This window comes from Achromobacter sp. ACM04, assembly GCF_014851465.1.
GTDB classification, from domain to species: domain Bacteria; phylum Pseudomonadota; class Gammaproteobacteria; order Burkholderiales; family Burkholderiaceae_B; genus Achromobacter; species Achromobacter aegrifaciens.
The window spans coordinates 670903-697321 of record NZ_JACUZS010000004.1; the positions used below are offsets into that span (position 1 = coordinate 670903).

Sequence of the window (26419 nt, forward strand, 5' to 3'; positions counted from 1 at the left end):
GGATGCTGCCTGGATACAACCACTACGCTCCGCGCTGCTTCACGGAAGGGTGAATTCTAGGCATCTCTTTCCGCATGCAACGGCAACCTAACAACTACAGATTTTTCTTACAGATAGCTAACACCCGAGTAAACAATTGAACACTTGTCTCCCTGCTGCATTGATTTTTGGACACAGACCTTACGGAATCGGGCGCATCACGGAAGGACTGTTACCGAAGCGTAAAAAACACAAAAGCATGTGAGAGCGCTTCTCCGGCGCTTTCGCCCCTGCCTACAATCGGCGCTCACGCTGGCGGCAAGACCGGCGCGCATCAGATCCAGAGACAGATTTCCCCGGCGCAGACCCGTTCGTGACGAGTCCCTGCCCGCCTATGCAAGCGGCCCCATCGCGTGGCCGGACATCCCATTGCAGTCATCGTGACGCGCCTGGCGCGCGGCCGCGAAGAAATCGAAAGCAGCACACGCAGCAACAGGCGAAGCATTCTCATAAGGAGACGGTGAGATGGACCGCAACGTGCCCAGCGAACGTGTCGTCAAGGCGCATACGCCCCTGCCGCCGGAGCAACTGAAGTTCCGCGCCATGCATGGCGCCGAGAGCCTTTCGCAGCTGTACGAACTGGAGGTCGAGCTGGTCTCGGAATCCTATTCGCTGGATATGAAGTCGCTGCTGGGAAAGCCGCTGACGCTGGAGATCGAAACCGGGTCCGCCGCACCGCGCTATCTCAGCGGGCACATCACGCGTTGCGCGCTGGTGGGCCGCGAGAACAACACCTCGCGCTACACCATCTACCGCGCCACGGTGCGGCCGTGGCTCTGGTACCTGACCCAGACCTCGGACAACAAGATATTCCAGAACAAGAGCGTGCCCGACGTCATCCGGGAAGTGCTGAAGGACTACGACTATCCCATCGAGTTCAAGCTGGTGGACAGCTACCGCAATTGGGAATACTGCGTCCAGTACCAGGAAACCGACTACGCCTTCATCAGCCGCCTTATGGAGCACGAGGGCATCTACTTCTGGTTCAAGCACGACAAGGGCAAGCACACCCTGGTCCTCACCGACGACATCACGCAGCACGAGCCCGTCTCGGGCTACGAGCAGATTCCCTATTACGGGCCGGACCGCATCACCATCCCGCGCGAAGACCACGTCTACAAATGGGAAGTGGCCGAACAGATCACGCCCGGCGCCTTTGCCACCACGGACTACCATCCGCTCACGCCCGCCGCCAGCCTGGAAGCGCGCCGCAACAACCCCGGCGCGCACGACCATGGCGACCTGGAGATGTACGAATGGCAAGGGGGCTACACCAATCCTGACGACGCGGAGCACTACACCCGCGTGCGGCTCGAAGACCTGCAATGCAGAAAGGAGCAAAGCGCCGGCGGCTCCAACGCCCGCGGGCTGGCCACGGGCCATCTCTTCACGCTGCGCAATCATCCGCGCCAGGCCGAGAACCGCGAGTACCTCGTCGTCAGCACCTACTACCGGATCCGTGAAACAGGCTATGCCAGCGGCCAGCCCGATCCCGGCGACTTCGACCTGGAGTTCGTCGTGCTGCCGTCCAGCACACAATTCCGCGCGCCGCGCGTGACTCCCGTTCCGCGCACCCATGGCCCGCAGACCGCCACGGTAGTGGGCAAGGAAGGAGAGGAAATCTGGACGGACAAGATGGGCCGCATCAAGGTGCAGTTCCATTGGGACCGCTATGGCAAGAAGGACGAGAACAGCTCGTGCTGGGTGCGCGTGTCCAGCCCTTGGGCCGGCGGCGGCTTTGGCGGCATCCAGCTGCCGCGCGTACGCGATGAAGTGATCGTCGACTTCATCGGCGGCCAGCCCGACCGCCCCATCGTGATTGGCCGCGTCTTCAACGCCAACAACCTGCCGCCCTGGGACCTGCCGGACAACGCCACGCAAAGCGGCTTCCTGAGCCGCTCCAAGAGCGGCACGCCCGCGACGGCGAACGCGCTCATGTTCGAGGACAAGAGCGGCAGCGAACGCATCTGGCTGCATGCGGAACGCGAACTCTGCACCGAGGTGGAAGCCAACGAATTCCATTCGACCGACGAGAACCGCAGCACCACCATCGGCGACAACGACACCACCAGGATCGGCGGCAACCGCGACATCAAGGTCACCGGCACCGACAAGCTGCATGTCGACAAGACGCGCGACGTGTTCGTGAAGGGGCACGAGGAATACACCGTCAAGGCATCGCGCACGGTCAACGTGAAAGACGGCCTGATGGACGAGAAGTTCGACAACGGCCTGAAGACGACGGTCGCAGCCAAGGGCGAGGAACGCGAGATCACGGGTCTCTTCAAGGAAACCTTGAAGAACGGCGAGCAGGTCTACGTGAACGAAGGCGACTCGCTGCATCACGTCAAGACCGGCATGCTCACCGAGAAGGCCAAGGGCAAGGTCGAAGTGCTTTCCACCGACGCGAACATGGACGTCAAGGCCAAGACCGCGATGCACGTGGAGTCCGAAACGTCCACCATGGATCTCAAGGCCAAGGGCAAGATAGACATGGAGTCGACGGGATCCACCGTATTGGTCAAGGCCGACGGCAACATCACGCTGAAAACCCCTGCCGATGTCGTGATGGACGCTGCCAACGTCAAGGATCTTTCCAAGGAAAGCTGGCTTCAGGCCACGCCATTTTCCATCGGCCTGGCAGTGGCCAAGGCGGAATTCGGCATGCATCGCCTGGCGCTGTTCCGCACCACGGTCATGCTGAACCTCTCGTTCACCAACTACGCCATGGTCAGCAGCATCGGACAGATGGTCTCGTACCGCACCACCGGCGCCAGCTACCAGTTCGACGCGGTCACTGCGGAAAAGGTGGGCCTGGGCGCGTCGATGGTCGGTCTCTGGAGCATCATCTAAGGCCGCCATGTCCGACTTCATCGATGCATGGCCCAGCTGGGCCAAGTGGGTATGGCTGGGCCTGTTGCTGTCCCTGGCGCAGGCGGCGTACATGTTGTGGCGCGAGCGCCAGCGTCGCGCGGCGGGACGCAAGGAAGTGCAGCGGCAGGACGGTTTGCGCATCAGCGGACTGCCCGGCACCGCGCGGGTGACGGCGGCACGCGACACGCGCCGCCGGATCGGCGATACCTTGTACTTCGTCATCGAGCTGGACCTGGACGTGGCCGCCACCAGCGCCACGCCCGCGCTGTCGCGCACGCTCAGCGTGCCCCTGTCGCCCTTGCACCTGGCCGATTTCGGCGTCGGCAAGACCATACAGGTGCGCGTCGATCCCGCGACCCGGGAGGTCGTCGTGGACCAGGCCACCGGATAGCCATGAAGACCATCAAGCCGTTCCGCCTGGGCCTGCTTACCCGCCCCTACCGCTGGCAACGCCGCGACGTGCTGGGCGTGGCGGTGTTCGCGCTGGTCGATATCGCGCACGCGCCCACGCTGCTCATGGACCAGGAACTTTGGAAGCTGGCAGGCGCCGAAGCTGGCGGCCTGCTGGACCTGGCCACGCCCAAGCTGTGTCCGGAAGTGCTGGTCGCCGGCCACGCCTATCCGCATGATCCCAAGAGTCCCGGCGCCTGCGCCGTGCGCCTGAAGGTGGGCGCGATCGACAAATCATTGCTGGTCTTCGGCGACCGCTACTGGCTCGATGGCAAGGCCACCGCCCCCCAGCCCTTCGAGCGCATGCGTCTGGACTGGAGCCGCGCCTACGGCGGCCCCGGCTGCGCAGAAAACCCGCAGGGCATAGGCGCGCAGGAAGAGGACGTCAACGGCGTGCGCGTGCGCCGGCTGCCCAACATCGAACACCCGCAGGAACGCGTCGCATCGCCCTCCCAGCGCGTCGCGCCCGCCGGTTTCACCGCCATGCCCATGGACTGGCCGCAGCGGGCCGCGCTGCTGGGCAGCCAGTATGGCCAGCAGTGGCTGGAACATGACTTCCCGGGCTTCGCGTCCGACATGGACTGGCGCTTCTTCAATGCCGCCCCGCCCGACCAATGGGGGCCCGCCAATTCGGCGCTTGCCGGCGGCGCCGACTATGAACTGTGGAACATGCACCCTGAACGCGAGGTGCTGCGCGGCCGCCTGCCCGACTGGCGCGCCCGCTGTTTCTTCAGCCGCCAGGCCGATGGCAGCGCGCTCGAGGAAGTCGCGTTGCGCCTGACCACGGTCTGGTTCTTCCCCGACCGCACGCAGCTGGCGCTGATCTGGCATGGCGCGCTGCCGGTACGCGAAGACGATGCGGCAGATATCCTGCACATCATGCCCGCGCTGGAACACGCCGGCCAGGAGCGCGACGTGGCGCATTACCAGACTGTGGTGGGACAGCGCCTCGATACCGAGCTCGGCGCGGTCCATGCCCTGCTGGATGCCCAGCTCGTACCGGAAGACATCTGCGGCGAGCTGCCGCAGGCGGCCATGGAAGCCACGGCCCAGCGTCCGTCGAACCGCAACCTGCATGCCGGCGCCGCACGGCGGCATGCCCGCGAGCGCGAATCGCTGCTCGCCCAGGGCCTGGATCCCGATCTGTACATGGTTCCCCTGCAGCCGCCGCCAAAGGCGCCTAACCTGGCCGATCTGCCGCAGACCATCCTGCGCATGCAGCGGGAGCTGGAAGAGGCCAAACGCCTGTCGGGCGGTCCCGGCGCGCGCGCGCTGGCCGATCCCAACCTGCCCTCCATGGCCGCAGTCTCCGGGGTAGACATGGACGCACTGCGCAAGCTGGAGGATGACGGCAAGCTTCCCGCCGGCTTCGACCCACGCAAGGTGAAGCGGCACATCGCCGACTTCGATGCCAACCCGCACACGCAGGCCGAGCGCGGTGCGCCGGATGCACCAGGCGTGCCGCCCCCGCTCAGCCAGACCCTGGGTCCGCAGGTGCATCAGGCCTATCAGCAGTCGGCGCATCAGTTCGCGCCGCCCCCGCCCATGCCGCCGTTGCGCGCACGGCGCACGCGTTCGAAGCTGGAAGCGCGCCTGAAAGGCAATCGCGATTGCCGCGACATGAACCTGACTGGCGCGAACCTGAGCGGCATGGATCTTTCCGGCGTCGACTTCCAGCGCGCCATCCTGGCCGGCGCCAATCTTGCCGACGCGCGGCTGGACGGCTGCGACCTCACCGACGCCGTGCTGGCAGGCGCCGACCTGGCGCGCACCAGTATGCGCGGCGCCGATATGTCGCGCGCGAACCTGGGCCGCACGCAGTGCGTGCAGACGGACTTCACCGAAAGCCGCATCAAGGAAACCATCTGGGACCATGCCAACTGCGAAGATTGCAGCTTTGCCGGCAGCGTCTGGTTGCTGGGACGCCTGCATCAGGCGCGCTTGCGCGGCTGCGACCTGAGCGGCGCGTCTTTCGAGCAATGGGCCGCGATGATGGCCGCCTTCGAGGATTGCCGCTTTCACCAAGCGCGCTTGAATCAATGCGTGTTCATGCAGGGCACGATGGCGAACGCCGACTTCTCCGGCGCGGACTTGCTGCGCGTCAGCTTCATGGACGTGGAGTTCTCGGGCCGCCATAGCATGGAGAACGCCACGCTCGATGGCTGCGCCTACGCGGGACGCGTAGCGCTTGCCGGCGCCTGCCTGCGCGGCATGCGGTTCAAGGTGGGCAGCATGCGTGGCGCGATGCTCGATCGCGCCGACTTGCGTGGCGCGCAAGTCGCCGCCAGTGACTTTTCGAACTGCAGCCTGCGGGAAGCAGACCTCAGCGGCATGGCCGCCCCCGACACCCACTTCGTGCGCGCCGACTTCACCGGCGCGCGCCTGCGCAACGCCAACCTGATCAACAGCCTGCTCGGCAAGGCCATCCTGCTGCGCGCCGACCTGACCGGCGCCAACCTCTTTCGCGCGGATGTCGCGCAGGCGCAGATGGACGGCAGCACCGGGCTGGACGACGCCCATACCCAGGGCGCCAAGCTCTGGCCGGCCCGGCAGCCGGAGAACGCCGCATGAACCTGGATCAGTTGCTGGACCAGGTGCGCCACGGCGAGCCGATAGCGCACCGCAGCCTGGCGGGCCGGGACCTGCGCGGCCTGGACCTGGCGGGCGCGTTCTTCGACCAGGTGGATTTGAGCGGCGCCAGGATGAGCGGTTGCCAGTTGCAGGACAGCCAATTCCTCAACTGCGTGCTGACTGGCGTGGTCGCCGCGGACGCCAATCTGGATATGGCCCGGCTGTTCCGTTGTCAGGCCCGCGGGGCGGTGCTGGACCGCAGCCACGCCCATGGCGTCAGCTTCACCGAATGCGATCTGGGTCAGGCCAGCCTGGAAGGGGCCGAGCTGAAGGAAGCGGCGTTCAACTCCACCTCGCTCGAAGGCGCCTCCTTGCGATCCGCCCGCGTGGAACGCTCGGTGTTCTCGCGCGGCGTGCTGACGCGCGCCGACCTGTCGCGGGCCCGGATGAGCTACACCCTGTTCCACCAGCTGGACCTGCGCAGCATCGTGCTGGCGGGCGCCGGCGCGGAAAGCACCATGTTCATCGAATGCGATCTGACGGCGCAGGACTTCTCCTCGCAAGCCTACCCGCTCTGCCATTTCACCGACAGCCAGCTGGACGGCGCGGACTTCCGCAATGCCGACCTGCGCCAGGCCGGCTTCAAGGGCGCGTCGCTGCGCGGCGCGCGCTTCGCTGGCGCGTCGGCCCCGCAGTGCTTGTTCCCTCAGGCCGACCTGAGCGGCGCCGACCTGCAGGGCGGCCGTTTCGACGGCGCCATCTGGGCCGAGACAACGCTGGACGGCGCCTCCTTGCGCGGCGCCAGCCTGTCGCTGTGCATCTTCCAGCGCGCGCGTTGCGCCGACACCGATTTCCGCGGCGCCAACCTGGCCGACGCCGACTTCTCGCTGGCCGACCTGGGCGGGGCCGACCTGCGCGACGCCACCTTCCTGCGCACGCGCATGCATCGCGCGTTGACCCAGGGCACGCGTTGGACGCAACGCCGCGGCATCATCGAAAACGATGCGCCCCTGCTTGAAGCCGAACTTTGGTCGGCCGGACGCGCCTCCCTTTGACCCCACGCCGCATCGCCGCCCCCTCGCCAACTAAGGAGATCAACATGCTCGCAGTCTGCCAATTGCCCAGCCTGGCCGTGGGCGTTCCCGACGTCTGCAAGACCCCGGTGCCGCCGGTGCCGCACATCGACACGGCGACCTCGTCCATGGGTATCCCCGTGGTCTGGAATGTATGGTTGATGGCAGCGCCGGTGCACAACATGGCGACGGTGATACCGGTCACGCTGGGCGATACCGCCGGCGTGGGCGGCGGCCTGATCTCGCAGACATTCATGGGCCAGTCGCGCTACATGACGGGCGCGTTCACCATGCTGGTGCGCGGCGCGCCCATCGTCCGCATGACGAGCCTGACCCTGCAGAACACCATCAATGCGCCTGGCGTCAAGGTGTACTCGCCCCAGCCGGTGATGGTCGTGCTGACTGCCTGAACAGGCCGTCAGCGCCTACAGTTCGCCGTAGGAGTGCAGGCCCGACAGGAACATGTTCACGCCCAGGAAGGCGAAGCCGGTGATCAGCAGGCCCATCAGCGCCCAGTAGGCCGCCATGGTCCCGCGCAGGCCCTTGATCAGGCGCATGTGCAGCCAGGCCGCGTAGTTGAGCCAGACGATCAGCGCCCAGGTTTCCTTGGGGTCCCATTGCCAATACGCGCCCCAGGCGTCGGCCGCCCACAGCGCGCCCAGGATGGTGGCGACGGTGAAGAACGCGAAGCCGATCGCGATGGCGCGATACATGATGTCGTCCAGCACTTCCAGCGAGGGCAGCGCCGCGGCGATGCGGCGGCGTCCCAGCAGGATGGCGCCCACGATCACCGCGCCCACGCCGAAGTACAGCATCCAGGTGGCCGACAGGCCATCGGTACGGAACACCATGGGCTCGGCGCACAGCAGCACGCCCAGCACGAACAGCGGCGCCAGCTTGGCCCAGGACGTGGTCTGGCCATGTTGTTTCACCAGGTAGGCAAAGCCCACCATGGCGGCCAGCGAGAAGGTGCCGTAGCCAATGAAATTGGCCGGAACGTGCAGCTTCATCCACCAGCTCTTGAGCGCCGGCACCAGCGGCTGGATCTGCCCGGCGTCGCGCGTGAAGGAGTACCACAGCAGGAACACCACGGCCGACGTCACCACCAGCATCACGAAGCCGCCCAGCGCGCGCGTGGCGTACTTGCGTTCGTAGTAGAGGTAGAACAGCGCCGTGATCAGCGCAAACAGCACGAACACTTCATACAGGTTGCTGACCGGGATGTGGCCCAGGTCCGGGCCCATCAAGTGTCCTTCGCGCCAGCGCACCAGTAGGCCCGTGACGCCGGCGAACACCGCGCCCCAGCTCAGCGCCGTGCCCAGCCAAGCGGCGGTAGGGCTGAAGAAGCCGATCCAGTAGCAGACCATGGCCAGCGCGAACAGCGCGCACATCCACAGGATGGCCGACTGCGACGAGAACAGGTACTTCAGGAAGAACACCTGCTCGGCCCGGGCCAGGTCATTGCCGTACAGCATCAGCGCCAACCCCGCCGCAATGGCACAGGCGACCATCAGGTGGCGCAGCGGGCGCCACAGCCAGCCCATCCAGGCCAACACCGGCACAGTGCCGCACAGGATGATCTTCTCGTAATAGTCCATCGCGTTGCTGTAGCGGGTCAGCGCGAATCCCGCACCCACCGCCAGCAACAAGAAGAAGACGACGTCGGTCCAATCGGGCCTGCCGCGCTGCGCGCGGCCGTCGCCGGTTTCGGACAGGGCGTCCTGCCAAAGTTGATCAGGCGAGGCAGCCAACGTTTGCGCCGGCGCGGGATGCGTAGTGGTCGTAGTGGACATAGGAAACCTTAAGACCTCTTCTGGCGCAGCAGCGCCTGCTTGAAGCGTTCAAACTCCTGGTTGAAGTCGAGTGTACGCTTCTGGGACGTCATGGCCGCCAGGACGCTGCTGCCGCCGCCTTGCGGCTTGATCCAGATCCAGATGCGGCGGTCTCGAATATAGAACATCGAGAACACGCCCAGGACCAGCAGCAGGCTGCCCAGGTAGACGGTGTTCTTGCCGGGCGTGCGGCTGACCTGGAACACGCTGGCCTGCACGTGCTTGAAGTCCGCGAGCGACAGGAACACCGGCGCCGGATAGACGGTCAGGTCCGACAGCGCGGCCACGGACAGGCGCGACCAGACGGCGGCGCGTTCGGCCTCCGGGCCTTCGGTGGCCACGGGGGGCAGGCCGGCGCGCTCGCGCTCGATGGCGCGCAACTCGTTCATGCTGGCGCCGATCAGGCGGATCACCACGTCGGCTGCCCGCTCCAGGTCCTGCGGCGGCGTGTTGGCCTGCAGGAACGCCGCCACGGCTTGCAAGCCGCCGGAGGCGAAGGTTTCCAGGGCGCGCTCGGCGGCCGTCTGCAGGGGCTGGCGATCCGTCCCCGCCGGGCTGTTGCGTTCCGCGAAGCGGCGCGCGGCCTCCTGGCGCGCTGCGGGGTCGGCCAGAGTCGCGCGCAGGCGCATGAATTCGGCGATCGAGCTGTCGTCGTCCGCCGGAATGCGCAGGTAGCGGAACGGCTCGGAGGCGTTGTTGCGCACTCCGGCCAGGAACACGGCGGCGCCGTCCAGCTCGACGGGCAGCATGTAATTCTGGAATTCGTGGGCCTGGCCCGCATCGTCGATCAGCTTGTATTCGACGCTGGGACCGACGTTGCGCAGGTTTTCGTTCTTTTTGCCTGCAGCGCTGCCGGACACCGACGCGACATGGTCGGCAAAGCTCTGGTTGCCGCCCTTGGGCACGCCGCCGGTCAGATCCTCGACGTTGATGGGCCGCAGGGCCGTGATCTCGATCCCCATGCTGCGCGCGCCGCGGGCAGTGTGAGCGGTTACTTCGCTGGTCTTGCCCACCGTACCGTCAACCGCGAAGGTAGCGGCGTCAGATCCTACTAGCGGATAGCCTTTCAGCGTCACCGCGCTGCCGCCGTCGTCGAAGCTGGATTGGTAGACCGTCATGCCCTTGAAGCGCAGCGGCTCGTTGACCTCGATGGTGGAATCGAAACTCTTCCCGGTGTCCGGGTCGGTGACCTCGACCTCGCTGGCGAAGCGGCTGGGCATGCCGGTGGAGTAATAGTCGACCACGAACTTCTTGAGCTTCAGCGTGAAGGGCATGGGCTGCACCAGGGCGCCGTCGCCCACCATCACGACCGCCGTGCTGGCCTGGCCGCCCTCGGGCACCAGGACGCTGGCGCGGAAACTCGGGTTGTCGACCGACAAGCGGCCGCTTTCCGGCACTTCCGAGATCAGCATGTTTTCGACGATGGGTTTCTTACCACCGAACATGACCTGCAGGCGCACCGGCAACTCGCTGTCCAGCAGGCCGCCGATGCAGATGATGACCATGGCGGCGTGGGCGAACACATAGCCCAGGCGGTTGGCGCTGCCCTTCTTGGCCGCCAGCAGCACGCCATCCGCATCCTGGCGTTCGCGCACCGCATAACCCAGCCGGCCCAACAGGGATTTGAGGCCCGCAGCCGTCTGCGGCACGTCGGTGGGCTCTTCGGTTTCCACCCGGTGCGGGAAGGCGCGCAAGCTGCTGGCGCGCACATGTTCGCGGAACGAGCGCGCATCGCGCAGCATCTTGGGCGCGTTGCGGATCAGGCAGACCGAGGTCGACACGACCAGGAACCCCATGATCAGCAGGAACCACCAGCTGTTGTAGACGTGCCAGATGGAGAACTTGTCGAACACTTCGAACCAGAACGGCCCGAACTGATCGATGTAGTTGTTGGACGAGCGGTTCTGCTGCAGGACGGTCCCGACCAGGCTCGCCACGCAGATGAACATCAGCAGGCTGACGGCGAAACGCATCGAACCCAGCAATTCGAAGAAATCGCCGGGCAGGCTGCGCAGGGAAGGACGGGAGTGTGTACGGGTCGAATTCATGAAAAAAGGGGGGCCGCGCTATCGGCTACCCCCCTCATAGACAGCGCGCGGCGGAAGCAGGTTCCGCTGCGCTGAGTTTGCAGAACGCGGACCAGCCGCGCGCGTGGCGGGCTGGCGCCTACCGCAGACCGGCGGCGTAGTCCGACACGGCCTTGATGTCGGCGTCCGACATGCGGTCCGCGATAGCGAACATGACGTCGTTCTTGCGGTCGCCGCTGCGGAACAGCTTCAGCTGCTCTTCAATGTACATGGGGAACTGGCCCGACAGCCGGGGGTACTGGCTGGGAATGCCCGCGCCATTGGCAGAATGGCACGAGGCGCAAGCCGGAACCTTGCGATCAGGCAAACCGCCGCGCCAGATCTTTTGACCCAGATCAACCAGCTTCTCCTGGCCGGCCGTGGCGGGCTCCTTGAGCGGCTGCTGCGCCAGGTACAGCGCGATGTTCTGCATGTCGGCGGGCGTCAGGTTCTGCGCCATGGCCGTCATCGGGGTGGGATTGCCGCCCGCGCCATTGCGCACCGGCAGCTTGGCGCCGGGCTTGACCTGGAAGTCGGCCAATTGCTTGGCCAGGTACTCGTGGGACTGCGCGGCCAGGTTGGGGTTCACCGGGATGGTGCTATTGCCCGCCGCGCCATGACAGGACGCACAGGCGATGATGCCCCTGGCCGCATCACCCTGGTCAAACAGCTGTCCGCCCTTGGCGGCATCTGGTTTTACCGGGCCCGCGGCGCCTTCGGCGGCGAAACTCGTAGTAGATAAGGCGGAGGCGCCGAGCAACAGCCCGCTCGCAACCAACATCCGGGACAGCACACGCTTCATGAAGACCTCGACGATCGCATCGATCAAGGCGCAAAAAGGCGCCCACGCCTGCCCGCACACCCTGGAATACCGTATCGAACCTGTTTTGCCTTCCTGCCTGCGATGTTGCTGCGAACTTGCCGGATAAAGCGTTCAGCAAGCGAAACAGTAAGCAAAAAAGACGGCTCCGCGCACGGGGACCACTGTTGCAAACGCCGGATTATACAATAGGGCTCGAAACCAACCGTATCCAAAGCCACCCGTGTCCCTCCTACATCGCGCCTCTTTCCTCACGTCCGCGGCTCGCCTCGACCAGTTGCCGGCCGCCGGCGCTCCCGAGGTCTGCTTTGTCGGCCGCTCCAACGCCGGCAAATCCACGGCCATCAACGTGCTGTGCAACCAGCGCCGCCTTGCCTTCTCCAGCAAGACGCCGGGCCGCACGCGCCTGATCAATATGTTCAGCCTGCCCGACCCGCTGGATCCGGAAGGCCACATCGGCTATCTCGTCGACCTGCCCGGCTACGGCTACGCCTCCGTGGCCCGCGACGAAAAAGAAAAATGGGCCGACATCCTGGGCGGCTATCTGCGCGACCGCGAATCGCTGGCCGGCATCGTGCTGCTCATCGACATCCGCCGCGGCGTCACCGAACTGGACCGCCGCCTCGCCAACTTCATCGCCCCCACCGGCCGCCCGGTGCTGGCGCTGCTGACCAAGGCCGACAAGCTGCCCTACGGCCAGCGCGTGCGCACCGTGTTCTCCGTGCGCAAGGACCTGGCCGATATCGGCGCCCTGCACACCATCCCCTTCTCGGCGCCTGAACGCATCGGCCTGGAAGAGGCCGGCGCGCACATAGAAAACTGGATTTCACCCAAGGTCGTACCATGAACCCGCAGATCATCTCCCCTGAATTCCCGGTATCCCGCCCGCGCCGCCTGCGCCGCGACGACTTCACCCGCCGCCTGGTGCGCGAAAACGCCCTGACGGTCAACGATCTGATCTATCCCGTGTTCGTGGCCGAAGGCACTGGCCTGCAGCAAGCCGTGCCGTCGCTGCCGGGCGTGGTCCGCTATTCGCTGGACACGCTGCTGCCGGTGGCCCGCGAATGCGTGGACCTCGGCATTCCCGTGCTGGCGCTGTTCCCCGCCATCGACCCCTCGCTCAAGACGCCCGACGGCATCGAAGCCACCAACCCCAATGGCCTGATCCCGCGCGTGGTGCGTGAACTGAAGAAGCACGTCCCCGAACTCGGCATTCTGTGCGACGTGGCGCTGGACCCCTACACCAGCCACGGCCAGGACGGCGTCATCGACGAGAACGGCTACGTCATCAACGAAGCCACCGTCGAAATCCTGGTCAAGCAGGCGCTCACGCAAGCCGAGGCCGGCGTCGACATGGTCGCGCCCAGCGACATGATGGACGGCCGCATCGGCGCCGTGCGCCGCGCGCTGGAAGCCAACGGCCACATCCACACGCAGATCATGGCCTACTCCGCCAAGTACGCCAGCGCCTTCTACGGCCCGTTCCGCGACGCCGTGGGCTCGGCCACCAACCTGGGCAAGTCCAACAAGATGGCTTACCAGATGGATCCGGGCAACCTCGACGAAGCCCTGCGCGAAGTCGCCGCCGACCTGCAGGAAGGCGCCGACATGGTCATGGTCAAGCCCGGCATGCCCTACCTGGACGTGCTGCGCCGGGTCAAGGACACGTTCCGCGTGCCCACCTTCGCCTACCAGGTCAGCGGCGAGTACGCCATGATCAAGGCCGCCGCCGCCAACGGCTGGCTGGACCACGACAAGGTCATGATGGAAGCGCTCCTGGCGTTCAAGCGCGCCGGCGCCGACGGCATCCTGACGTACTTCGCGATCGAAGCCGCGAAGCTGCTGAAGAACCAGCGTTAAGCGCTTGCGGCATCGCGGGCCAGGCCACCATGGGCCGCCCGCGAAGCCTGCCGCAAATCAAGTCTTGGCGGCCGCATTGCGGCCCGCTGCCGGCGCCCCGCGCCGCAATCCCAGCCAGGTTCCCGCCAGCACGCAGGCCAGTCCCGCGACGTGCGTGGGCGTGACGTGCTCGTCCAGGAACAGGGCCGCGAACAGCAGGCCGAAGATCGGCAGCCAGTTCACGAACAAGGCTGCCCGGCTGATGCCCAGCCGCGCGATGCCGGCATTCCAGACGATGTTGCTGACGCCCGAGGCGATCACCGCGGAAAACAGCAGCACCAGCCACGGCCACCACGTCATCTGCCAGGTATCGCCCTGGTAGGACGCGGGCGTCAGCGCCGCGTGCACCACCAGCATCAGGCCGCCGGCCAGGTACATGTACCAGAGCATGCCCAGCGGATCCATGCTGCGCGACATGCGCTGGATCACCAGCCCGCCGCAGACGAACACCAGCACCGCCACGAACACGATCGCATCGCCCCAACCCGTCAGGCCGATCCGCGCGCCGCTGCCGACCACCACCATGCCCACGCCCAGGAGACCCAGCAAGGCGCCGGAAATGCGCACCAGCGTCAGTTTCTCGCGATAGAAGATGGCCGCCAGCAACGCCGACAGCAAGGGGCTGGTCGCCATGATGAGCGTGCCGTTCGCGGCTGACGACACCCGCAGGCCTGTCACCAGTGCAATCTGGTGCGCGTACACGACCAGGAAGCCCGCCAGCGCAACCCAGCCCAGCTCCGCGCGCCCGAGCCGGGGGATGCGGCCGCGGCGGGCCTTGATGATGAGGGTGACTGTGATGAACGCAATGACGATGCGCACGGCCGCCAGGGCCTGCACATCCATGTGCAGCGTCAGGTACTTGACCGAGACGATGTTCAGGCCCCATGTGGCCATGACGAACATCAATTGAAGATAGATAAGACCTGTGCGGTCCTGGCTTGCATCAACTGTCGGGGACGTCACGGGCGCCGGCCTGGAAGGGGAATGGGACGCGCCGCCCACGCGGCGCCGCGGACATGGTATCGCGCCTGGGGCCTGGACTCAATGCGCGCCGAGGTATGCGGCCCGCACGTTGGGATCGCGCAGCAGTTCCGCGCCCGAGCCGCTCAGGGTGATGCGGCCGGTCTCCAGCACATAGGCCCGGTCCGCCACGCCCAACGCCTGGTTGGCCATCTGCTCCACCAGCACGATGGTCAGCCCGTCGTCGCGCAGCTTGCAGATCGCCGCGAAGATGTCCTGCACGATCAAAGGCGCCAGCCCCAGCGAGGGTTCGTCCAGGCACAGCAGGCGCGGTTCGCTCATCAGCGCGCGCGCCATCGCCAGCATCTGCTGCTCGCCGCCCGACAAGGTGCCGGCCAGCTGCTCGCGCCGTTCGCGCAGCCGCGGGAACAGCCGGTAGCCGCGCTCCACGCCTTCGGCCACTGCCGCGGGATCCCTGCGCCGGATGTAGGCGCCCAGCACCAGGTTGTCGTAGACGGTCTGGTCCGCGAACACGCCGCGCCCTTCCGGCGACAGCGCCAGGCCCAGGCCCACGCGCTGATGCGCCGCCACCTGCGTGATATCGCGCCCGTCGAAGGTCACGCGTCCGCCCTGCAAGGGCTCCAGGCCCGCCACGCCCTTCAAGAGCGTGCTCTTGCCCGCGCCGTTAGCGCCGATGATGGTCACGATCTCGCCCGCGCGGATCTCCAGCGACACATCGCGCACCGCCTGGATCGCGCCATACGAAATCTGCACGGATTCTAGTTTCAGCATCGTCTTACGGCCTGTTCCTACGCCTATGGCCTGGCCTCAGGCCATGCCGGTTCCCAGATACGCCTCGATCACGCGCTTGTCCGCCTGCACCTGGGCGGGCTTGCCCTCGGCGATCTTGATGCCGTAGTCCAGCACGATCACGTGATCGGAAATCGCCATCACCAGATCCATATGGTGCTCGACCATCAACAGCGTGATGCCGCAGGACTCGCCGATGCGCACCAGCAGCTCGCCCAGTTCCGCGGTCTCCTGCGGGTTCAACCCGGCCGCCGGCTCGTCCAGCAGCAGCAAGGTCGGTTCGGTGGCCAATGCGCGCGCCAGTTCCACCCTGCGCTGCAGGCCATACGGCAGGCTGCCCGCCGGCGTATCGGCCAGATGCTCCAGGCCCACCATGCGCACCAGGCGATAGGCGTGCTCGCGCGCGCGGCGCTCCTCGGCCCGCGCACGCGGCAGTCCCAGCAGCGAAGCCCAGAAGCCGTTCTTCATGCGGCTGTGGCGGCCCAGCAATACGTTATCCAGCACCGACAGCTCGCCGAACAGGCGCAGGTTCTGGAAGCTGCGGCCGATGCCCAGCTTGCAGATCACATGCGGCCGCTCGCCCGCGATATCCGTGCCCTGGAAGCGGACCACGCCCGCATCCGGCAGCACCACGCCGCTGAGCATGTTGATGAGGGTGCTTTTGCCCGCGCCGTTCGGTCCGATCAGCGCATGCACGTGGCCGCGCCGCAGGCAGAAGGAAATGTCCTGCGCCGGCTTCACGCCGCCATAGGCCTTGGAGAGGCTCTCGACCACCAGCAGCAGGTCTTCTTGCGCCCCAACGGCCTGCTTGGCCGCGGGCGGGGCCGCCGCCTCGCCCGCGCCTTGCGGCCGCGCATCCGCGACCCGCCGCTCGCGGCGCGAGAACAGTCCCATCACGCCGCCTGGCATGAAGTACAGCGCGAACAGCAGCAATGCGCCGTAGAAGAAATGCTGCACCGAAGGCCAGCGCGCCAGCATCGCGTCGATGATGGTCAGCGCAATCGCGCCGACGGCCGGCCCCGCCTTCGAGCCTGCACCGCCGAACAGCACCAGCAGCAGGATGAAGATCGACAGGTTGAAGCCGATGAAGTCCGAATTGATGTACTGGTTCTGCTGCGCCACCAGCGCGCCTGCAATGCCGCAGGTCACGGCCGCCACCACGAAAGCGATGACCTTGGCGCGATACACGCGCACCCCGACGGAAGACGAGGCGATCTCGTCGGCCTGCACCGACAGCAGCGCGCGCCCGAAGCGCCCGTCCAGCACGTTGCACAGCAGGAGCTGCGTCGCCACGCACAGCACCAGCGCGAACCACACCCACTGCTGGTTGGTGAACGGGTTGCCGCCCCAGGTCAGCGGCATGATGCCGAACAGGCCCGAAGGGCCGCCAAACACGTCCACCCATTCGGTGACGATCTTCTCCATGACGATGCCGAAGGCCAGCGTCACCATGGCCAGGTAAGGCCCTTTCACGCGCAGCGACGGCAGGGCGATCAGCACGCCGAACACGCCGGCCACCACGGGCGCCGCGGCCAGGGCCAGCCATGGATCGACTTGCCAGCGCGAGGTCAGCAACGCCGCCGTGTAGGCGCCGGCTGCAAAGAGGCCCGCCTGCCCCAGCGACTTCTGTCCCGCATACCCCACCAGCACGTTCACGCCCGCCGCGCACAAGTAGTACACGCAAGCCATGAACACGATGCGCAGGTAGTAATCGTTGTCCACCAGGGCGGCGAACAAGGCTAGCGCCGCCGCGAGCGCCACGGTTATCAAGGTCTGGCCGTGCCGCTTCATACCTTCTCCGCCAGACGTTTGCCGAACAGGCCGGTGGGCTTGACCGCCAGCACCAGGATCACCAATCCGAAGATCGCCACTTCACGCCATTGCGACTGCCAGAGGTTCACGTAGGACTCCAGCAGCCCCAGCACAAAGCCGCCCAGCACGCAGCCGCGCGGATTCGACAGGCCGCCTATCATCGCGCCGGAAAAGCCCTTCAGGCCGATGGCCAGGCCCATGAATATCGAAGCCGACGTGATCGGCGCGACCAGAAAGCCCGCCAGCCCGGCCAACGCCGAACTGGCGAAGAAGGCGCCGGTCATCACCGCGTTCACATTGATGCCCATCAGGTTGGCGACCGCGGGATTGGCGGCCACGGCCCGCATCGCCTTGCCCAGCACCGTGCGGTTCATGATGCGGTCGAACAGCACCATCACCACCACCGCCACGGCGAGCAACAGCAGTTCCTGGCTGCGCACGCCCGCGCCGAACACGCGGATCACGTCGTCGCCGAAGGGCGCCGGCACCGTGACGGGCGCCGGTCCCCAGACCGCGAACGCGGCGCTCTGCAGCAGGATGCCAAAGCCGAGCGTGCTCATGACCCACGCCATGCCCGGGCGCGAAGCGAACGGCCGCACGCCGAACACGTATAGCAGCACGCCCAGCATGCCCATCACCAGCACCGCCGCAAGCCCCGCCAGCAGATACTCCCAACCGCTCAATTCCAGCCCCGTGAAGGCCGCGGTGGTGACCGGCTTGCCGGCAAACAGGAACAAGGCGCCTACCCCGATGAACGCGCCCACGGACACGAATTCCCCATGCCCGAAGTTGAGCGTGCGCGTGGTCGTGAACGTGATGCTGAAGCCCAGCGCCACCAGCGCATAAGCGCCCCCCACTGCTAGCCCGCTGACGAGCGCCTGCAACAATGTCGTCAACATGATGGCCCCTTATGCCTGTCGCTGTCCTGCTGCTACTTGGCGACGGCGACGGTCACGTCGTCGGCGTAAGGCACCAGCTTGCCGTCCTGCCAGTGCGCCCACTTGTAATCGCTTACCAGCAGCGCATCGTGCACCGTGGCCGAGAATGGCTTGGTGTAGGTCTTCATCGCGCCTTCGTAGGTGCCATCCAGGTTCTCCAGCGCCAGGCGCACCTTCTCGCCATCGGTGGAGTTCGCCTGCTTGATCGCCATGCCCAGCAGGTTCATGCCGTCATAGGCATGCGCCAGGAAGCCGAACGCGGTGGGCGAGGTCATCTTGGCCGACACGCGGTCATACAGCTTCTGCTGCGCGGCCGTGCGGTTGTCGGTGATGGTGCGCAGGAAGAAGGGCTTCTCCGACAGCGTCTTGCCCGCCGTATCGTAGAAGGCGATATTGTCCGCCGCCCACGAGGTCAGCGTCAGCGGGAACCAGTTGATCTTCTCCATGCTGCGGAACACGTGCGCGATCGGCGTGCTCTGCGCCCAGATCACCACCGTATCCACGCCCGCCGCCTTCAGCTTGTTCAGCTGCGACGTCATATCGGTATCGGCCACACCGAACTTCTCGACCGCCACGGCCTTGACGCCTTGCGCCGCGCCGACTTCCTCCAGGTCCTTGAGCGCGCTCTGGCCGTAGCCGGTGGTCTCGATCATGAAGCCTACATTCTTGACCTTGGGATTCTTCTTCAGGTAGCCGATCACGCCGTCCACCTGTTCGCGGTCCACCATGCCAACGCGGAACATGTAGTTGTCCGCGCCCGCGCGCATGGGCTTGGTGATGTCGGTGCCGGAACCGATGGCGCCCATGACGGGGATCTTCTTCTGGTTCGGGATGTGCTTCCAGGCCAGTGCGTTGCCGGAATTGGTGGGACCAACGATGGCCACGACCTTCTCGTTATCGATCAGGTCCGCCATGTTCTGGATGGACTTCGGCGGCTGCGACAGGTCATCGCGCACCACCAGCACCAGCTTGCGGCCGAGCAGGCCGCCATTGGCATTGATGTCGTCAATGGCCGTGCGCAAACCCAGCACCGCGGCCTGCCCGCTTTGCGCGGACGGCGAAGCCGACAGGTCGCCGTTAAAGCCGATCTTGATGTCCTGGGCGTAGGCCTGCGCGCCCACCGCCAACGCGCACAAGACGGCCGCCTTGGACAAGGTGGAAAAAATCCCCGTTGCTTTCATCGTTGTCTCCTGTGTTTTTCAGATGTGCTGCACGTCGATGATTCTTTTTTCTGCCTCTCGCCCGTGGAGCCTGGCGCTATACCGCGAGATAGCCGCCGTCCACCGGCAGGGACACGCCTGTCACGTACTGCGCCATCGGCGAAGCCAGGAACACGGCGGGTCCCACCAGGTCTTCGGGCTGTCCCACCCGTCCCAGCGGAATGCGCTGCATGAAGTTCGCCAGCCGGGCGGGATCGTCCCGCGTGTACTGCGTCATCGGCGTTTCGATGACGCCCGGCGCAATGGCGTTGACCCGTATGCCGTCGGGCGCGAGGTCGCGCGCCATGGCCTGCGTCATCATCTTCACGCCGCCCTTGGACGGCGAATAGCCCAGGGTGGCGCCTACCCCGGCGAACGACGCGATGGAGCCGACGTTGATGATGACGCCGCGCGTGGCGCGCAACGCCCCCAGGAAGGCGTGGATCATGTTGAAGCTGCCGTTCAGGTTCACGTCCAGCACGCGACGCCAGTTCTCGGCGGCGCGCGGGCTGTCGATGCCTTCGCGGATCAGGATGCCGGCGTTGTTGACCAGCACGTCGATCGGCCCCACTTCCAATTGCACCTGCGCCGCGACCGCCGCGCATGCCTCGGGGTCCGTCACGTCGAGCGCGTGGCTCCAGGCCTCGCCGCCGGTGGCGATGATGGCGCCTGCCGTCTGCACGGCGTTGTCGGCCTGCACGTCGGTCGCCACCACGCGCGCGCCCACGGCCGCCAGGCCCAGCGCCAATGCCCGTCCGTTACCCTGCCCCGCCCCCGTCACCAGGACCAGCTTGCCCTGCAGCAGTCCCGCCGGCGCGGCACTCATGCGGCCGCCTGCGCGGAAGCGTCCGCCTGCACGCGCGCTGCGGCCTTGCCGGCGGCGGCAATGCTCTGGCCCGCGATATAGCCGAAGGTCAGCGCCGGACCCAAGGTGATGCCCGCGCCCGGATAGTTGCCGCCCATGATGCTGCAGGCGTCGTTGCCCACGGCGTACAGGCCGGGTATGACCGCCCCCAGTTCGTTCAGTGCGCGGCCCTGGCCATCGACCTTCAGGCCGGCGAAAGTGCCGATGTCGCCGATCATGACCTTGATCGCGTAGTACGGCCCTTTCACGATGGGCGCCACGCAGGGATTCGGGCCATGCAGCGCATCGCCCTGATAGCGGTTGTAGGCCTTGCTGCCCTTGCCGAATTGCGGATCGCGGCCCAGCGCCGCCTCCCGGTTGTATGCTTCGACCGTCTGACGCAGGCTGCCGGCATCGATGCCGGTCTTCTGCGCCAGTTCCGCCACCGACGCGCCGCGAGTCAGATAGCCCGTGTCCAGATAGCGCTTGATGGGCAATGGGAACGGCGCCACGCTGCCCAGACCATACTTGCGCAGGGTCTTGTGGTCGCAGATCAGCCAGGCGCAGGTCTCGCCCTGCCCCTCGCATGCGCGCACCATCTCCTGCACGAAGTCGTGGTACGAACTGCCTTCGTTGGTGAAGCGACGGCCATTGCGCGTGACGGCGATGACGCCCGGCTTGGCGCGGTCGATGAAGTGCGGCATGTAGCCCGGGCTGCCGTCCTTGCGCGTCACCACGGACACCGGCACCCAAGCCGCGGCATTGGGCAAGGCGGTGTTGACCTGCCCGCCCGCGCTCTCGGCCAGGCGCAGCCCGTCGCCGCTATTGCCCGTGGGCGACGGCGAGTAGTGTTCCGTGCCGTTGGGTGCGTGCGCATACAGCTGCTTGCGGCGTTCGATGTCGTACGGAAAGCCGCCGGAAGCCAGCACCACGGCGCGCGCGGCGCGCACGCGCACGGCCGCGCCATCGCGCTGCACGACCGCGCCGCGCACGGCGCCGTCTTCGATGATGAGGGACTTGGCCGGCGCGTTCAGCCACAGGGGCACGCCCAGCTTGAACGCGGAGGCCGCCAGCCGGCCCGCCAGCGCATTGCCGTTGGTCAGCGTCATGCCGCGGCCATGCCTGGCCACGTCCAGGAAATGCCGGGTCAGGCGCTTGGCCACGTACCAGGCCGAGGCCAGCGAGCGCGTGACCCGCATGAAGTGCACGATCTCCTTGCCAGAGCCCAGCATCATGCCGAACACAGTCAGCTCGGGCAGCGCGGGCGCCAGGTCCCTGACGTGGGCGCCGAGCTTGCGGCCGTCGTAGGGCCGCGCCACCATCGAGCGTCCGCCCTGCTTTCCGCCGGGCGCTTCCGCGTGATAGTCGGGGAACACCAGCGGCATGTCGAACTGCACTTCGGTGTTCGACGTGAAGAAGTCCACCGCGCGCGGCCCCTGCTCCAGAAAGGCATCCACACGTTCAGCGTTGTAGCTGTCGCCGGCTTCGTGGCGCAGATAGGCGCGGCCTTCGTCCGGCGTTTCATGGATGCCCTGCACCTTGGCCAGCGAGGTGCCCGGTATCCACAGCCAACCGCCGGAACGCGCGGTGGAGCCGCCGAAGCGCGGCTCTTTTTCAACGATAAGGACCTTCAGGCCTGACGTTGCCGCGGTGATTGCGGCAGCCATGCCCGACGCGCCCGACCCGACCACCAACACGTCGCAGTCGTATTGACGAGAATCTTCCACGTTGTCTCCATACCCTTGGGGCGGCTTGCTCCCGATCGCAAAACCGGGGCAGCCTTCTTATTCTTTCGACTGTAGAGAACGCGTTTGATAATGTCAATATGGTTCACGATTAGCGAAAGTACTAACATAGGCAATCTCATTCGATAAAAGAAAATGGCCACCAGACCCAGCTCCGGCAAGCGCAATGCCGATCACGCTCCTGCCTCGCCGCCGCGCAGGCGCGGCATCCAGTCCATCGAAGTCGGCGGCAAGATTCTGCTGGCGCTGCTGGAACACTCGTCTTCGTTGCCGCTGGGCGCGCTGGCCAAGGCCGCCGGCATGTCGGGCGCCAACGCCCACGCCTATCTCGTCAGTTACGGCAATCTGGGCCTGGTCAGGCAAGACCCGAACACCGGCGAATACGAGTTGGGGCCGCTCGCGCTGCAGCTGGGGCTGGCGGCGCTGCACCGGCTCGATCCCATCAAGATCGCCATCCCCATGACGCGCGAGTTCGCCGAAAGAACCGGACAGACCATCGCCATCGCGGTGCTGGGCAACCTGGGGCCAGTCATCGTTCACCTGCACGAATCCAACTACCCCATCCACGTCAACATGCGCACCGGCACGGTCATGTCGCTGACCAACACGGCGACGGGCAAGGTGTTCGCAGCGCTGCTGCCGCCCAAAAAAATAGAAAGCCTGCTGCATGAAGACCATCTGCGCCTGGGCGCCGTGCCTTCTTTGGGCAAGACAGAAAAGTTCGAACGGACCCTGCGCGAAGTCCGCCAGCGCGGCGTCGCGCGCGCCATGGGCGACCCCATTCCCGGCATCAACGGCCTGAGCGCCCCCGTGTTCGACTCCAACGGCAACGTGGTGCTGGTGATCACAGCCATCGGCGCAGCCGGCGTGTTCGACGTGCGCTGGACCAGTCCGTTGATCGATGACATCAAGCGCTGCGCCGACGCCATCTCAGCTGAACTGGGCTGGCAGAACCACGACGTGCGCGCGACGCGCCAGGGCTAGCGTCCGCAGAACAGAAAGGCCACGCGGCAAAAAAAGGCCGCTGCACGGTCGGTTCCATGCAGCGGCCTTTTGTATGGCGGATCACGCTTGCGGCAAAGCCGCGCGCGTTCAGCGCAGCAGGACCTTGTCCAGCGATTCAGTAAAGCGCTTGGCGTCCTGGAAGCCCACCACGCGCGCCTCGGGCAGCTCCTTGCCACCCGGTTCGAAGAACATGATGCCCGGCGGGCCGAAAAGGCGGAAGCGCTTGAGCAACGCGCGGTCATCGGCGTTGTTCGCGGTCACGTCGGCCTGCACCAGCAGCATGCCCGACATGCGCTGCGCAACGCCCGGATCGGTAAAGGTGAAGCGCTCCATCTCGCGGCACGACACGCACCAATCGGCGTAGAAATCCAGCATCACCGGCTGACGGCTTTGCGCCAGCAAGGCGTCCAGTTCCGCGTTGTTACGCACGCGGGTGAAGTGCACCTCGCCGCTGCTGGCCGCCGCGCCCACGGGCGCATCGCCGCGCGCCGCCAGGTGCGACAACGGCTGCAGCACGTCGCGTCCGCCACTGGCTGCGCCGATCAGCCAGGCCGCGGCCGCCAGCGCCAGCAACAGGCCCACACCCTTGCCGAACATGCGCGCAGCGCCCGCGCCATCGGGCAAGGCATCGAACGCCCGCAGCATCACGGCGGCAACCACGGCCAGGAAAGCCCAGCCCGTCATCTGCACCCAGGTCGGCACTACCGGGATCAGCATCCACCAGGCGGTCGCCAGCAAGAGCATGCCGAACAAGCGCTTCACGCCGTCCATCCAGGGACCGGCCTTGGGCAGCAAGGCGCCCGAGGACGCCCCCACGATCAAGAGCGGCACGCCCATGCCCCAGGCCATTGCGAAGAGCGCCGATCCGCCCAGCACCACGTCCCCGGTCTGCGAGATATACAACAGCGCGCCCGCCAACGGCGCGGCCACGCAGGGGCCGACGATCAGCGCCGACAAGGCGCCCATCACCAAGGCGCCGGTGTAGCGCCCGCCCGGAATGCGCGCCGAGCGCTGCGACAGCCAGCCCTGGATGCCGGCAGGCATCTGGAACGTGAAGGCATCGAACATGGCCAGCGCCAACACAGCCAGCAGGATGGCGAACAGGGTCAGGATCCAAGGCGTCTGCAGCCAGGCGGCGAGTCCGGCCCCGCTCAATCCGGCCGCCACGCCCAGCGCGGTGTAAACGACGGACATGCCCAGCACATAGGTCGCGGCCAGAGCCAGGCCGCGGCCGCGCGACGGCTTGGCCTGCGCGGCCCCGCCGAGCACGATGGAGGACAGGATGGGAATCATGGGCAACACGCAGGGCGTGAATGCCAGCAACAGGCCCAGCACCAGGAACACGCCGGCGGTCTTTACCCAACCCAGGCCGCCCAGGGCGTCGGCCAGGCCGGTGTCGCCCGCGTTGACCAGCGCGCCGAGCCCGCTGGATGCGCCAGACGCGGCGGCCGGGATTCCTCCCGGTCCAGCCAGTGCATAGCCACCTGCCACCGGCGTGAGTTTCACGCTGCTGTCCATGGGCGGGTAGCACAGCCCCGCATCGGCGCAGCCTTGCGCGGTCAGGGTCAGGGTGAAGGGCTGTCCGCCCGCAGCCACCGGCACGCGGATCACCACGTCCTGGTGGAAGACCTCCATGTCCTTCTCGAAGGTCGGGTCGTACTTGACCTCGCCCTTGGGATAGACGGCTTCGCCCAGCTTGGCGGCGCCGATGGGACTGATGGTGATGCCGAAGCGCTCGCGGTACATGTAGTAGCCCGGCGCGACGCGGTAGCGCAGTTCCAGCGTTTCAGGCGCCACCATCTCGGCGCTGAACACGAAGGCCTTCTCGGGCTCCAGGAACTCGGCCTCGGCGCGCGCGGCAGCCTGCCAGCCCAGCAACAGCAGCATCATGGCCAACAAGGCCAGCCACTGCCTGAAGAAGGCGCGCGGCGCGCGGGACTCGCGCCGGAGCGCGCCGATACCGACTAGTTGCAACATCAGTCTCTCTTGTTCTGCGTGACGGCCGTCTGTTCACGCACCCAATCCAGATAGGGCGCCGCGCCGCCAATGACAGGCAGCACGATGATCTCGGGCACATCGTAGGGATGCATCTGCGCCAGGGCCTGCACTACGGCCTGGTGGCGCGCGTATGTGGTCTTGATGTGGATGGGGATTTCTTCCGCCCCTTCGACCTCTCCTTTCCACATGTAGATGGACAGGCCCGGCGCGCCAAGGTTCACGCAGGCGGCCAATCCGTCTTCGACCAGGACATGCGCAATCCGCTTGGCCAGCAGCAGGTCGGGCGCATTGCTGATGACCAGCACAACGTCGTCATCTCGCAACATGGAGGCTCCTCGGGATACCCGTATGGGACGTAACTCGGGGTATTTTATCGGTATTGCGGCCATCGTCCGGATCCGCCGGGCCTGAACGCGCCGCCATGCCACCCGCACCCACCGAGGCACGCATGTCCGATAACTGCCTGTTCTGCCGCATCGCCCGTCACGAAATCCCCGCGCACGTGGTCCACGAGGATGAACGCCTGCTGGCCTTTCTCGATATCCACCCGGTGCGCCCCGGGCATGTGCTCATCATCCCCAAGCAGCACTATCCCTATTACGAGGATATGCCGGCCGACCTGGCAGGCAGCATCCTCAACCTGGGCCAGAAGCTCGGACGCCACATGAAGCGCCTGTATGACGTGGAACGCGTGGGCTTCGCCTTCACCGGCATCCACGTGGCGCATGCGCACGCCCACGTCATCCCCATGCATCACCCGCAGGACGTCACGTCCACCCAGTACATCGAGCAGCAGGACCTGACCTTCAAGATGCCGCCGCAGCCCGCAACCGAGGCGCTGGCCGCAACGGCGGCGCAACTGCGCAGCGAGCTGCACGCCTCGTAGCGCGCGGCGGCCGCACAAAAAAACAAGGGCGGGTCCGAAGACCCGCCCTTGTCGCTTATCGAGCTACCGAAATTATTCGGCGCCGTCCTCAGCGGCTTCATCGACTTCCGGACGGTCAACCAGTTCCATGAAAGCCATGGGAGCGTTGTCGCCTTGACGGAAGCCCATCTTCAGCACGCGGGTGTAGCCGCCGTTACGGGCCGCGTAGCGCGGGCCGATTTCGGCGAACAGCTTCACCACCGCATCGCGATCGCGCAGACGGGCAAAAGCCAGACGCTTGTTCGCGAGCGTGGGCTCCTTGCCCAGCGTGATCAGGGGTTCGATGACGCGGCGCAATTCTTTCGCCTTCGGCAGCGTGGTCTTGATGGCTTCGTGGGTGATCAACGAAACGGCCATGTTGCGGAACATGGCAAGACGGTGACTGCTGGTGCGGTTGAGCTTACGCAAGCCATTACCGTGACGCATGATAAGTTTCCTTTGAATCTAAAGATGGCGTCAGCCATCGGGTTGCCGGCTCTTCTATCAACCTGCAATCAGGCCGCGGTCCGGTAGAAAACGGTGCATTTTACGACGGTTTCGCAAACTGGCCGGCGCGAGG

Annotated in this window: 22 protein-coding genes; 9 read left to right on the top strand and 13 right to left on the bottom strand. The window is 66.1% G+C overall.

Annotated elements, in window-relative coordinates; genetic code table 11:
- Positions 1 to 504 precede the first annotated feature (504 nt).
- From IB259_RS25010 to IB259_RS25030, 5 genes are read left to right on the top strand one after another with little or no spacing between them, the layout of a single operon-like run.
- Positions 505 to 2892, top strand: coding sequence for a type VI secretion system Vgr family protein (locus tag IB259_RS25010; RefSeq protein WP_054457222.1), 2388 nt, complete (start codon positions 505 to 507; stop codon positions 2890 to 2892).
- Between the two features lie 7 nt (positions 2893 to 2899).
- On the top strand, positions 2900 to 3304 hold the full coding sequence (locus IB259_RS25015; RefSeq protein ID WP_192330389.1) for a hypothetical protein: 405 nt from the start codon (positions 2900 to 2902) through the stop codon (positions 3302 to 3304).
- Between the two features lie 2 nt (positions 3305 to 3306).
- Positions 3307 to 5934, top strand: coding sequence for a DUF2169 domain-containing protein (locus tag IB259_RS25020; protein ID WP_192330391.1), 2628 nt, complete (start codon positions 3307 to 3309; stop codon positions 5932 to 5934).
- The gene (locus IB259_RS25025; RefSeq protein WP_192330393.1) at positions 5931 to 6989 is read left to right on the top strand and encodes a pentapeptide repeat-containing protein; all 1059 of its coding nucleotides are present in this window, start codon (positions 5931 to 5933) and stop codon (positions 6987 to 6989) included. Before IB259_RS25020 ends, IB259_RS25025 begins: the two co-directional genes overlap by 4 nt.
- A 44-nt stretch (positions 6990 to 7033) precedes the next feature.
- Positions 7034 to 7417 carry a DUF4150 domain-containing protein gene (locus IB259_RS25030; protein WP_054457232.1) on the top strand — a complete coding sequence of 128 codons (384 nt, stop codon included), beginning with the start codon at positions 7034 to 7036 and terminating at the stop codon, positions 7415 to 7417.
- A gap of 15 nt (positions 7418 to 7432) precedes the next feature.
- Here the strand turns inward: IB259_RS25030 and ccsB are convergent, their stop codons facing one another.
- The 3 genes from ccsB to IB259_RS25045 form a co-directional block, all read right to left on the bottom strand.
- Positions 7433 to 8800 carry a c-type cytochrome biogenesis protein CcsB gene (ccsB, locus tag IB259_RS25035; protein WP_054457234.1) on the bottom strand — a complete coding sequence of 456 codons (1368 nt, stop codon included), beginning with the start codon at positions 8798 to 8800 and terminating at the stop codon, positions 7433 to 7435.
- An 8-nt stretch (positions 8801 to 8808) separates the two neighbouring features.
- Entirely contained in the window at positions 8809 to 10887 is a 2079-nt protein-coding gene (locus tag IB259_RS25040) for a cytochrome c biogenesis protein ResB (RefSeq protein WP_175160055.1), read from the bottom strand.
- 118 nt (positions 10888 to 11005) lie between these two features.
- On the bottom strand, positions 11006 to 11707 hold the full coding sequence (locus IB259_RS25045) for a c-type cytochrome (RefSeq protein WP_042797483.1): 702 nt from the start codon (positions 11705 to 11707) through the stop codon (positions 11006 to 11008).
- 241 nt (positions 11708 to 11948) lie between these two features.
- Here IB259_RS25045 and yihA point away from each other — a divergent pair, with 241 nt between their 5' ends.
- Both yihA and hemB read left to right on the top strand, forming a co-directional pair.
- Positions 11949 to 12572, top strand: coding sequence for a ribosome biogenesis GTP-binding protein YihA/YsxC (gene yihA / locus IB259_RS25050; RefSeq protein WP_042795930.1), 624 nt, complete (start codon positions 11949 to 11951; stop codon positions 12570 to 12572).
- Positions 12569 to 13585: a porphobilinogen synthase gene (gene hemB, locus IB259_RS25055; RefSeq protein ID WP_119449741.1), complete on the top strand. Its 1017-nt coding sequence runs from the start codon at positions 12569 to 12571 to the stop codon at positions 13583 to 13585. The genes yihA and hemB overlap by 4 nt, the downstream gene beginning before the upstream one ends.
- Positions 13586 to 13642: 57 nt before the next feature.
- On the opposite strand, the gene IB259_RS25060 is transcribed toward hemB, so the two are convergent.
- The 7 genes from IB259_RS25060 to IB259_RS25090 form a co-directional block, all read right to left on the bottom strand.
- On the bottom strand, positions 13643 to 14527 hold the full coding sequence (locus IB259_RS25060) for a DMT family transporter (RefSeq protein WP_119449922.1): 885 nt from the start codon (positions 14525 to 14527) through the stop codon (positions 13643 to 13645).
- A 138-nt stretch (positions 14528 to 14665) separates the two neighbouring features.
- Positions 14666 to 15376 carry an ABC transporter ATP-binding protein gene (locus IB259_RS25065; protein ID WP_054457241.1) on the bottom strand — a complete coding sequence of 237 codons (711 nt, stop codon included), beginning with the start codon at positions 15374 to 15376 and terminating at the stop codon, positions 14666 to 14668.
- Between the two features lie 36 nt (positions 15377 to 15412).
- Entirely contained in the window at positions 15413 to 17185 is a 1773-nt protein-coding gene (locus tag IB259_RS25070; RefSeq protein WP_192330395.1) for an ATP-binding cassette domain-containing protein, read from the bottom strand.
- Positions 17182 to 18105, bottom strand: a complete 924-nt coding sequence (locus IB259_RS25075) for a branched-chain amino acid ABC transporter permease (RefSeq protein ID WP_192330397.1) — start codon at positions 18103 to 18105, stop codon at positions 17182 to 17184. The genes IB259_RS25070 and IB259_RS25075 overlap by 4 nt, the downstream gene beginning before the upstream one ends.
- Before the next feature lie 32 nt (positions 18106 to 18137).
- The gene (locus IB259_RS25080; protein WP_119449743.1) at positions 18138 to 19325 is read right to left on the bottom strand and encodes an ABC transporter substrate-binding protein; all 1188 of its coding nucleotides are present in this window, start codon (positions 19323 to 19325) and stop codon (positions 18138 to 18140) included.
- A gap of 76 nt (positions 19326 to 19401) precedes the next feature.
- Positions 19402 to 20169 carry an SDR family NAD(P)-dependent oxidoreductase gene (locus IB259_RS25085; RefSeq protein ID WP_192330398.1) on the bottom strand — a complete coding sequence of 256 codons (768 nt, stop codon included), beginning with the start codon at positions 20167 to 20169 and terminating at the stop codon, positions 19402 to 19404.
- Entirely contained in the window at positions 20166 to 21914 is a 1749-nt protein-coding gene (locus tag IB259_RS25090; protein WP_119449744.1) for an FAD-dependent oxidoreductase, read from the bottom strand. The genes IB259_RS25085 and IB259_RS25090 overlap by 4 nt, the downstream gene beginning before the upstream one ends.
- Before the next feature lie 153 nt (positions 21915 to 22067).
- Between IB259_RS25090 and IB259_RS25095 the strand changes: the two genes are divergently transcribed.
- The gene (locus tag IB259_RS25095; protein WP_082401217.1) at positions 22068 to 22916 is read left to right on the top strand and encodes an IclR family transcriptional regulator; all 849 of its coding nucleotides are present in this window, start codon (positions 22068 to 22070) and stop codon (positions 22914 to 22916) included.
- 108 nt (positions 22917 to 23024) lie between these two features.
- Here the strand turns inward: IB259_RS25095 and dsbD are convergent, their stop codons facing one another.
- Both dsbD and cutA read right to left on the bottom strand, forming a co-directional pair.
- On the bottom strand, positions 23025 to 24914 hold the full coding sequence (dsbD, locus tag IB259_RS25100; protein ID WP_156337431.1) for a protein-disulfide reductase DsbD: 1890 nt from the start codon (positions 24912 to 24914) through the stop codon (positions 23025 to 23027).
- Positions 24914 to 25261, bottom strand: a complete 348-nt coding sequence (gene cutA / locus IB259_RS25105) for a divalent-cation tolerance protein CutA (RefSeq protein WP_054457254.1) — start codon at positions 25259 to 25261, stop codon at positions 24914 to 24916. The genes dsbD and cutA overlap by 1 nt, the downstream gene beginning before the upstream one ends.
- Positions 25262 to 25383: 122 nt before the next feature.
- On the opposite strand from cutA, the gene IB259_RS25110 reads away from it, so the two are divergent.
- Positions 25384 to 25821, top strand: coding sequence for an HIT family protein (locus IB259_RS25110; RefSeq protein ID WP_054457256.1), 438 nt, complete (start codon positions 25384 to 25386; stop codon positions 25819 to 25821).
- A 72-nt stretch (positions 25822 to 25893) separates the two neighbouring features.
- Here the strand turns inward: IB259_RS25110 and rplQ are convergent, their stop codons facing one another.
- Positions 25894 to 26286, bottom strand: a complete 393-nt coding sequence (gene rplQ / locus IB259_RS25115; protein WP_192330399.1) for a 50S ribosomal protein L17 — start codon at positions 26284 to 26286, stop codon at positions 25894 to 25896.
- Between the last annotated feature and the right edge of the window lie 133 nt (positions 26287 to 26419).

What these genes read in the sequence shown, in the direction of transcription:
- IB259_RS25015 (WP_192330389.1), top strand. Translation starts at nt 2,900, where the DNA reads ATGTCCGACTTCATCGATGCATGGCCCAGCTGGGCCAAGTGGGTATGG.
- IB259_RS25025 (WP_192330393.1), top strand. Translation starts at nt 5,931, where the DNA reads ATGAACCTGGATCAGTTGCTGGACCAGGTGCGCCACGGCGAGCCGATA.
- IB259_RS25060 (WP_119449922.1), bottom strand. Translation starts at nt 14,527, where the DNA reads ATGTTCGTCATGGCCACATGGGGCCTGAACATCGTCTCGGTCAAGTAC.
- IB259_RS25085 (WP_192330398.1), bottom strand. Translation starts at nt 20,169, where the DNA reads ATGAGTGCCGCGCCGGCGGGACTGCTGCAGGGCAAGCTGGTCCTGGTG.
- IB259_RS25075 (WP_192330397.1), bottom strand. Translation starts at nt 18,105, where the DNA reads ATGTTGACGACATTGTTGCAGGCGCTCGTCAGCGGGCTAGCAGTGGGG.
- ccsB (WP_054457234.1), bottom strand. Translation starts at nt 8,800, where the DNA reads ATGTCCACTACGACCACTACGCATCCCGCGCCGGCGCAAACGTTGGCT.
- IB259_RS25040 (WP_175160055.1), bottom strand. Translation starts at nt 10,887, where the DNA reads ATGAATTCGACCCGTACACACTCCCGTCCTTCCCTGCGCAGCCTGCCC.
- hemB (WP_119449741.1), top strand. Translation starts at nt 12,569, where the DNA reads ATGAACCCGCAGATCATCTCCCCTGAATTCCCGGTATCCCGCCCGCGC.
- IB259_RS25095 (WP_082401217.1), top strand. Translation starts at nt 22,068, where the DNA reads ATGGCCACCAGACCCAGCTCCGGCAAGCGCAATGCCGATCACGCTCCT.
- IB259_RS25070 (WP_192330395.1), bottom strand. Translation starts at nt 17,185, where the DNA reads ATGAAGCGGCACGGCCAGACCTTGATAACCGTGGCGCTCGCGGCGGCG.
- cutA (WP_054457254.1), bottom strand. Translation starts at nt 25,261, where the DNA reads ATGTTGCGAGATGACGACGTTGTGCTGGTCATCAGCAATGCGCCCGAC.
- IB259_RS25045 (WP_042797483.1), bottom strand. Translation starts at nt 11,707, where the DNA reads ATGAAGCGTGTGCTGTCCCGGATGTTGGTTGCGAGCGGGCTGTTGCTC.
- IB259_RS25080 (WP_119449743.1), bottom strand. Translation starts at nt 19,325, where the DNA reads ATGAAAGCAACGGGGATTTTTTCCACCTTGTCCAAGGCGGCCGTCTTG.
- dsbD (WP_156337431.1), bottom strand. Translation starts at nt 24,914, where the DNA reads ATGTTGCAACTAGTCGGTATCGGCGCGCTCCGGCGCGAGTCCCGCGCG.
- IB259_RS25110 (WP_054457256.1), top strand. Translation starts at nt 25,384, where the DNA reads ATGTCCGATAACTGCCTGTTCTGCCGCATCGCCCGTCACGAAATCCCC.
- IB259_RS25030 (WP_054457232.1), top strand. Translation starts at nt 7,034, where the DNA reads ATGCTCGCAGTCTGCCAATTGCCCAGCCTGGCCGTGGGCGTTCCCGAC.
- IB259_RS25010 (WP_054457222.1), top strand. Translation starts at nt 505, where the DNA reads ATGGACCGCAACGTGCCCAGCGAACGTGTCGTCAAGGCGCATACGCCC.
- IB259_RS25065 (WP_054457241.1), bottom strand. Translation starts at nt 15,376, where the DNA reads ATGCTGAAACTAGAATCCGTGCAGATTTCGTATGGCGCGATCCAGGCG.
- rplQ (WP_192330399.1), bottom strand. Translation starts at nt 26,286, where the DNA reads ATGCGTCACGGTAATGGCTTGCGTAAGCTCAACCGCACCAGCAGTCAC.
- IB259_RS25020 (WP_192330391.1), top strand. Translation starts at nt 3,307, where the DNA reads ATGAAGACCATCAAGCCGTTCCGCCTGGGCCTGCTTACCCGCCCCTAC.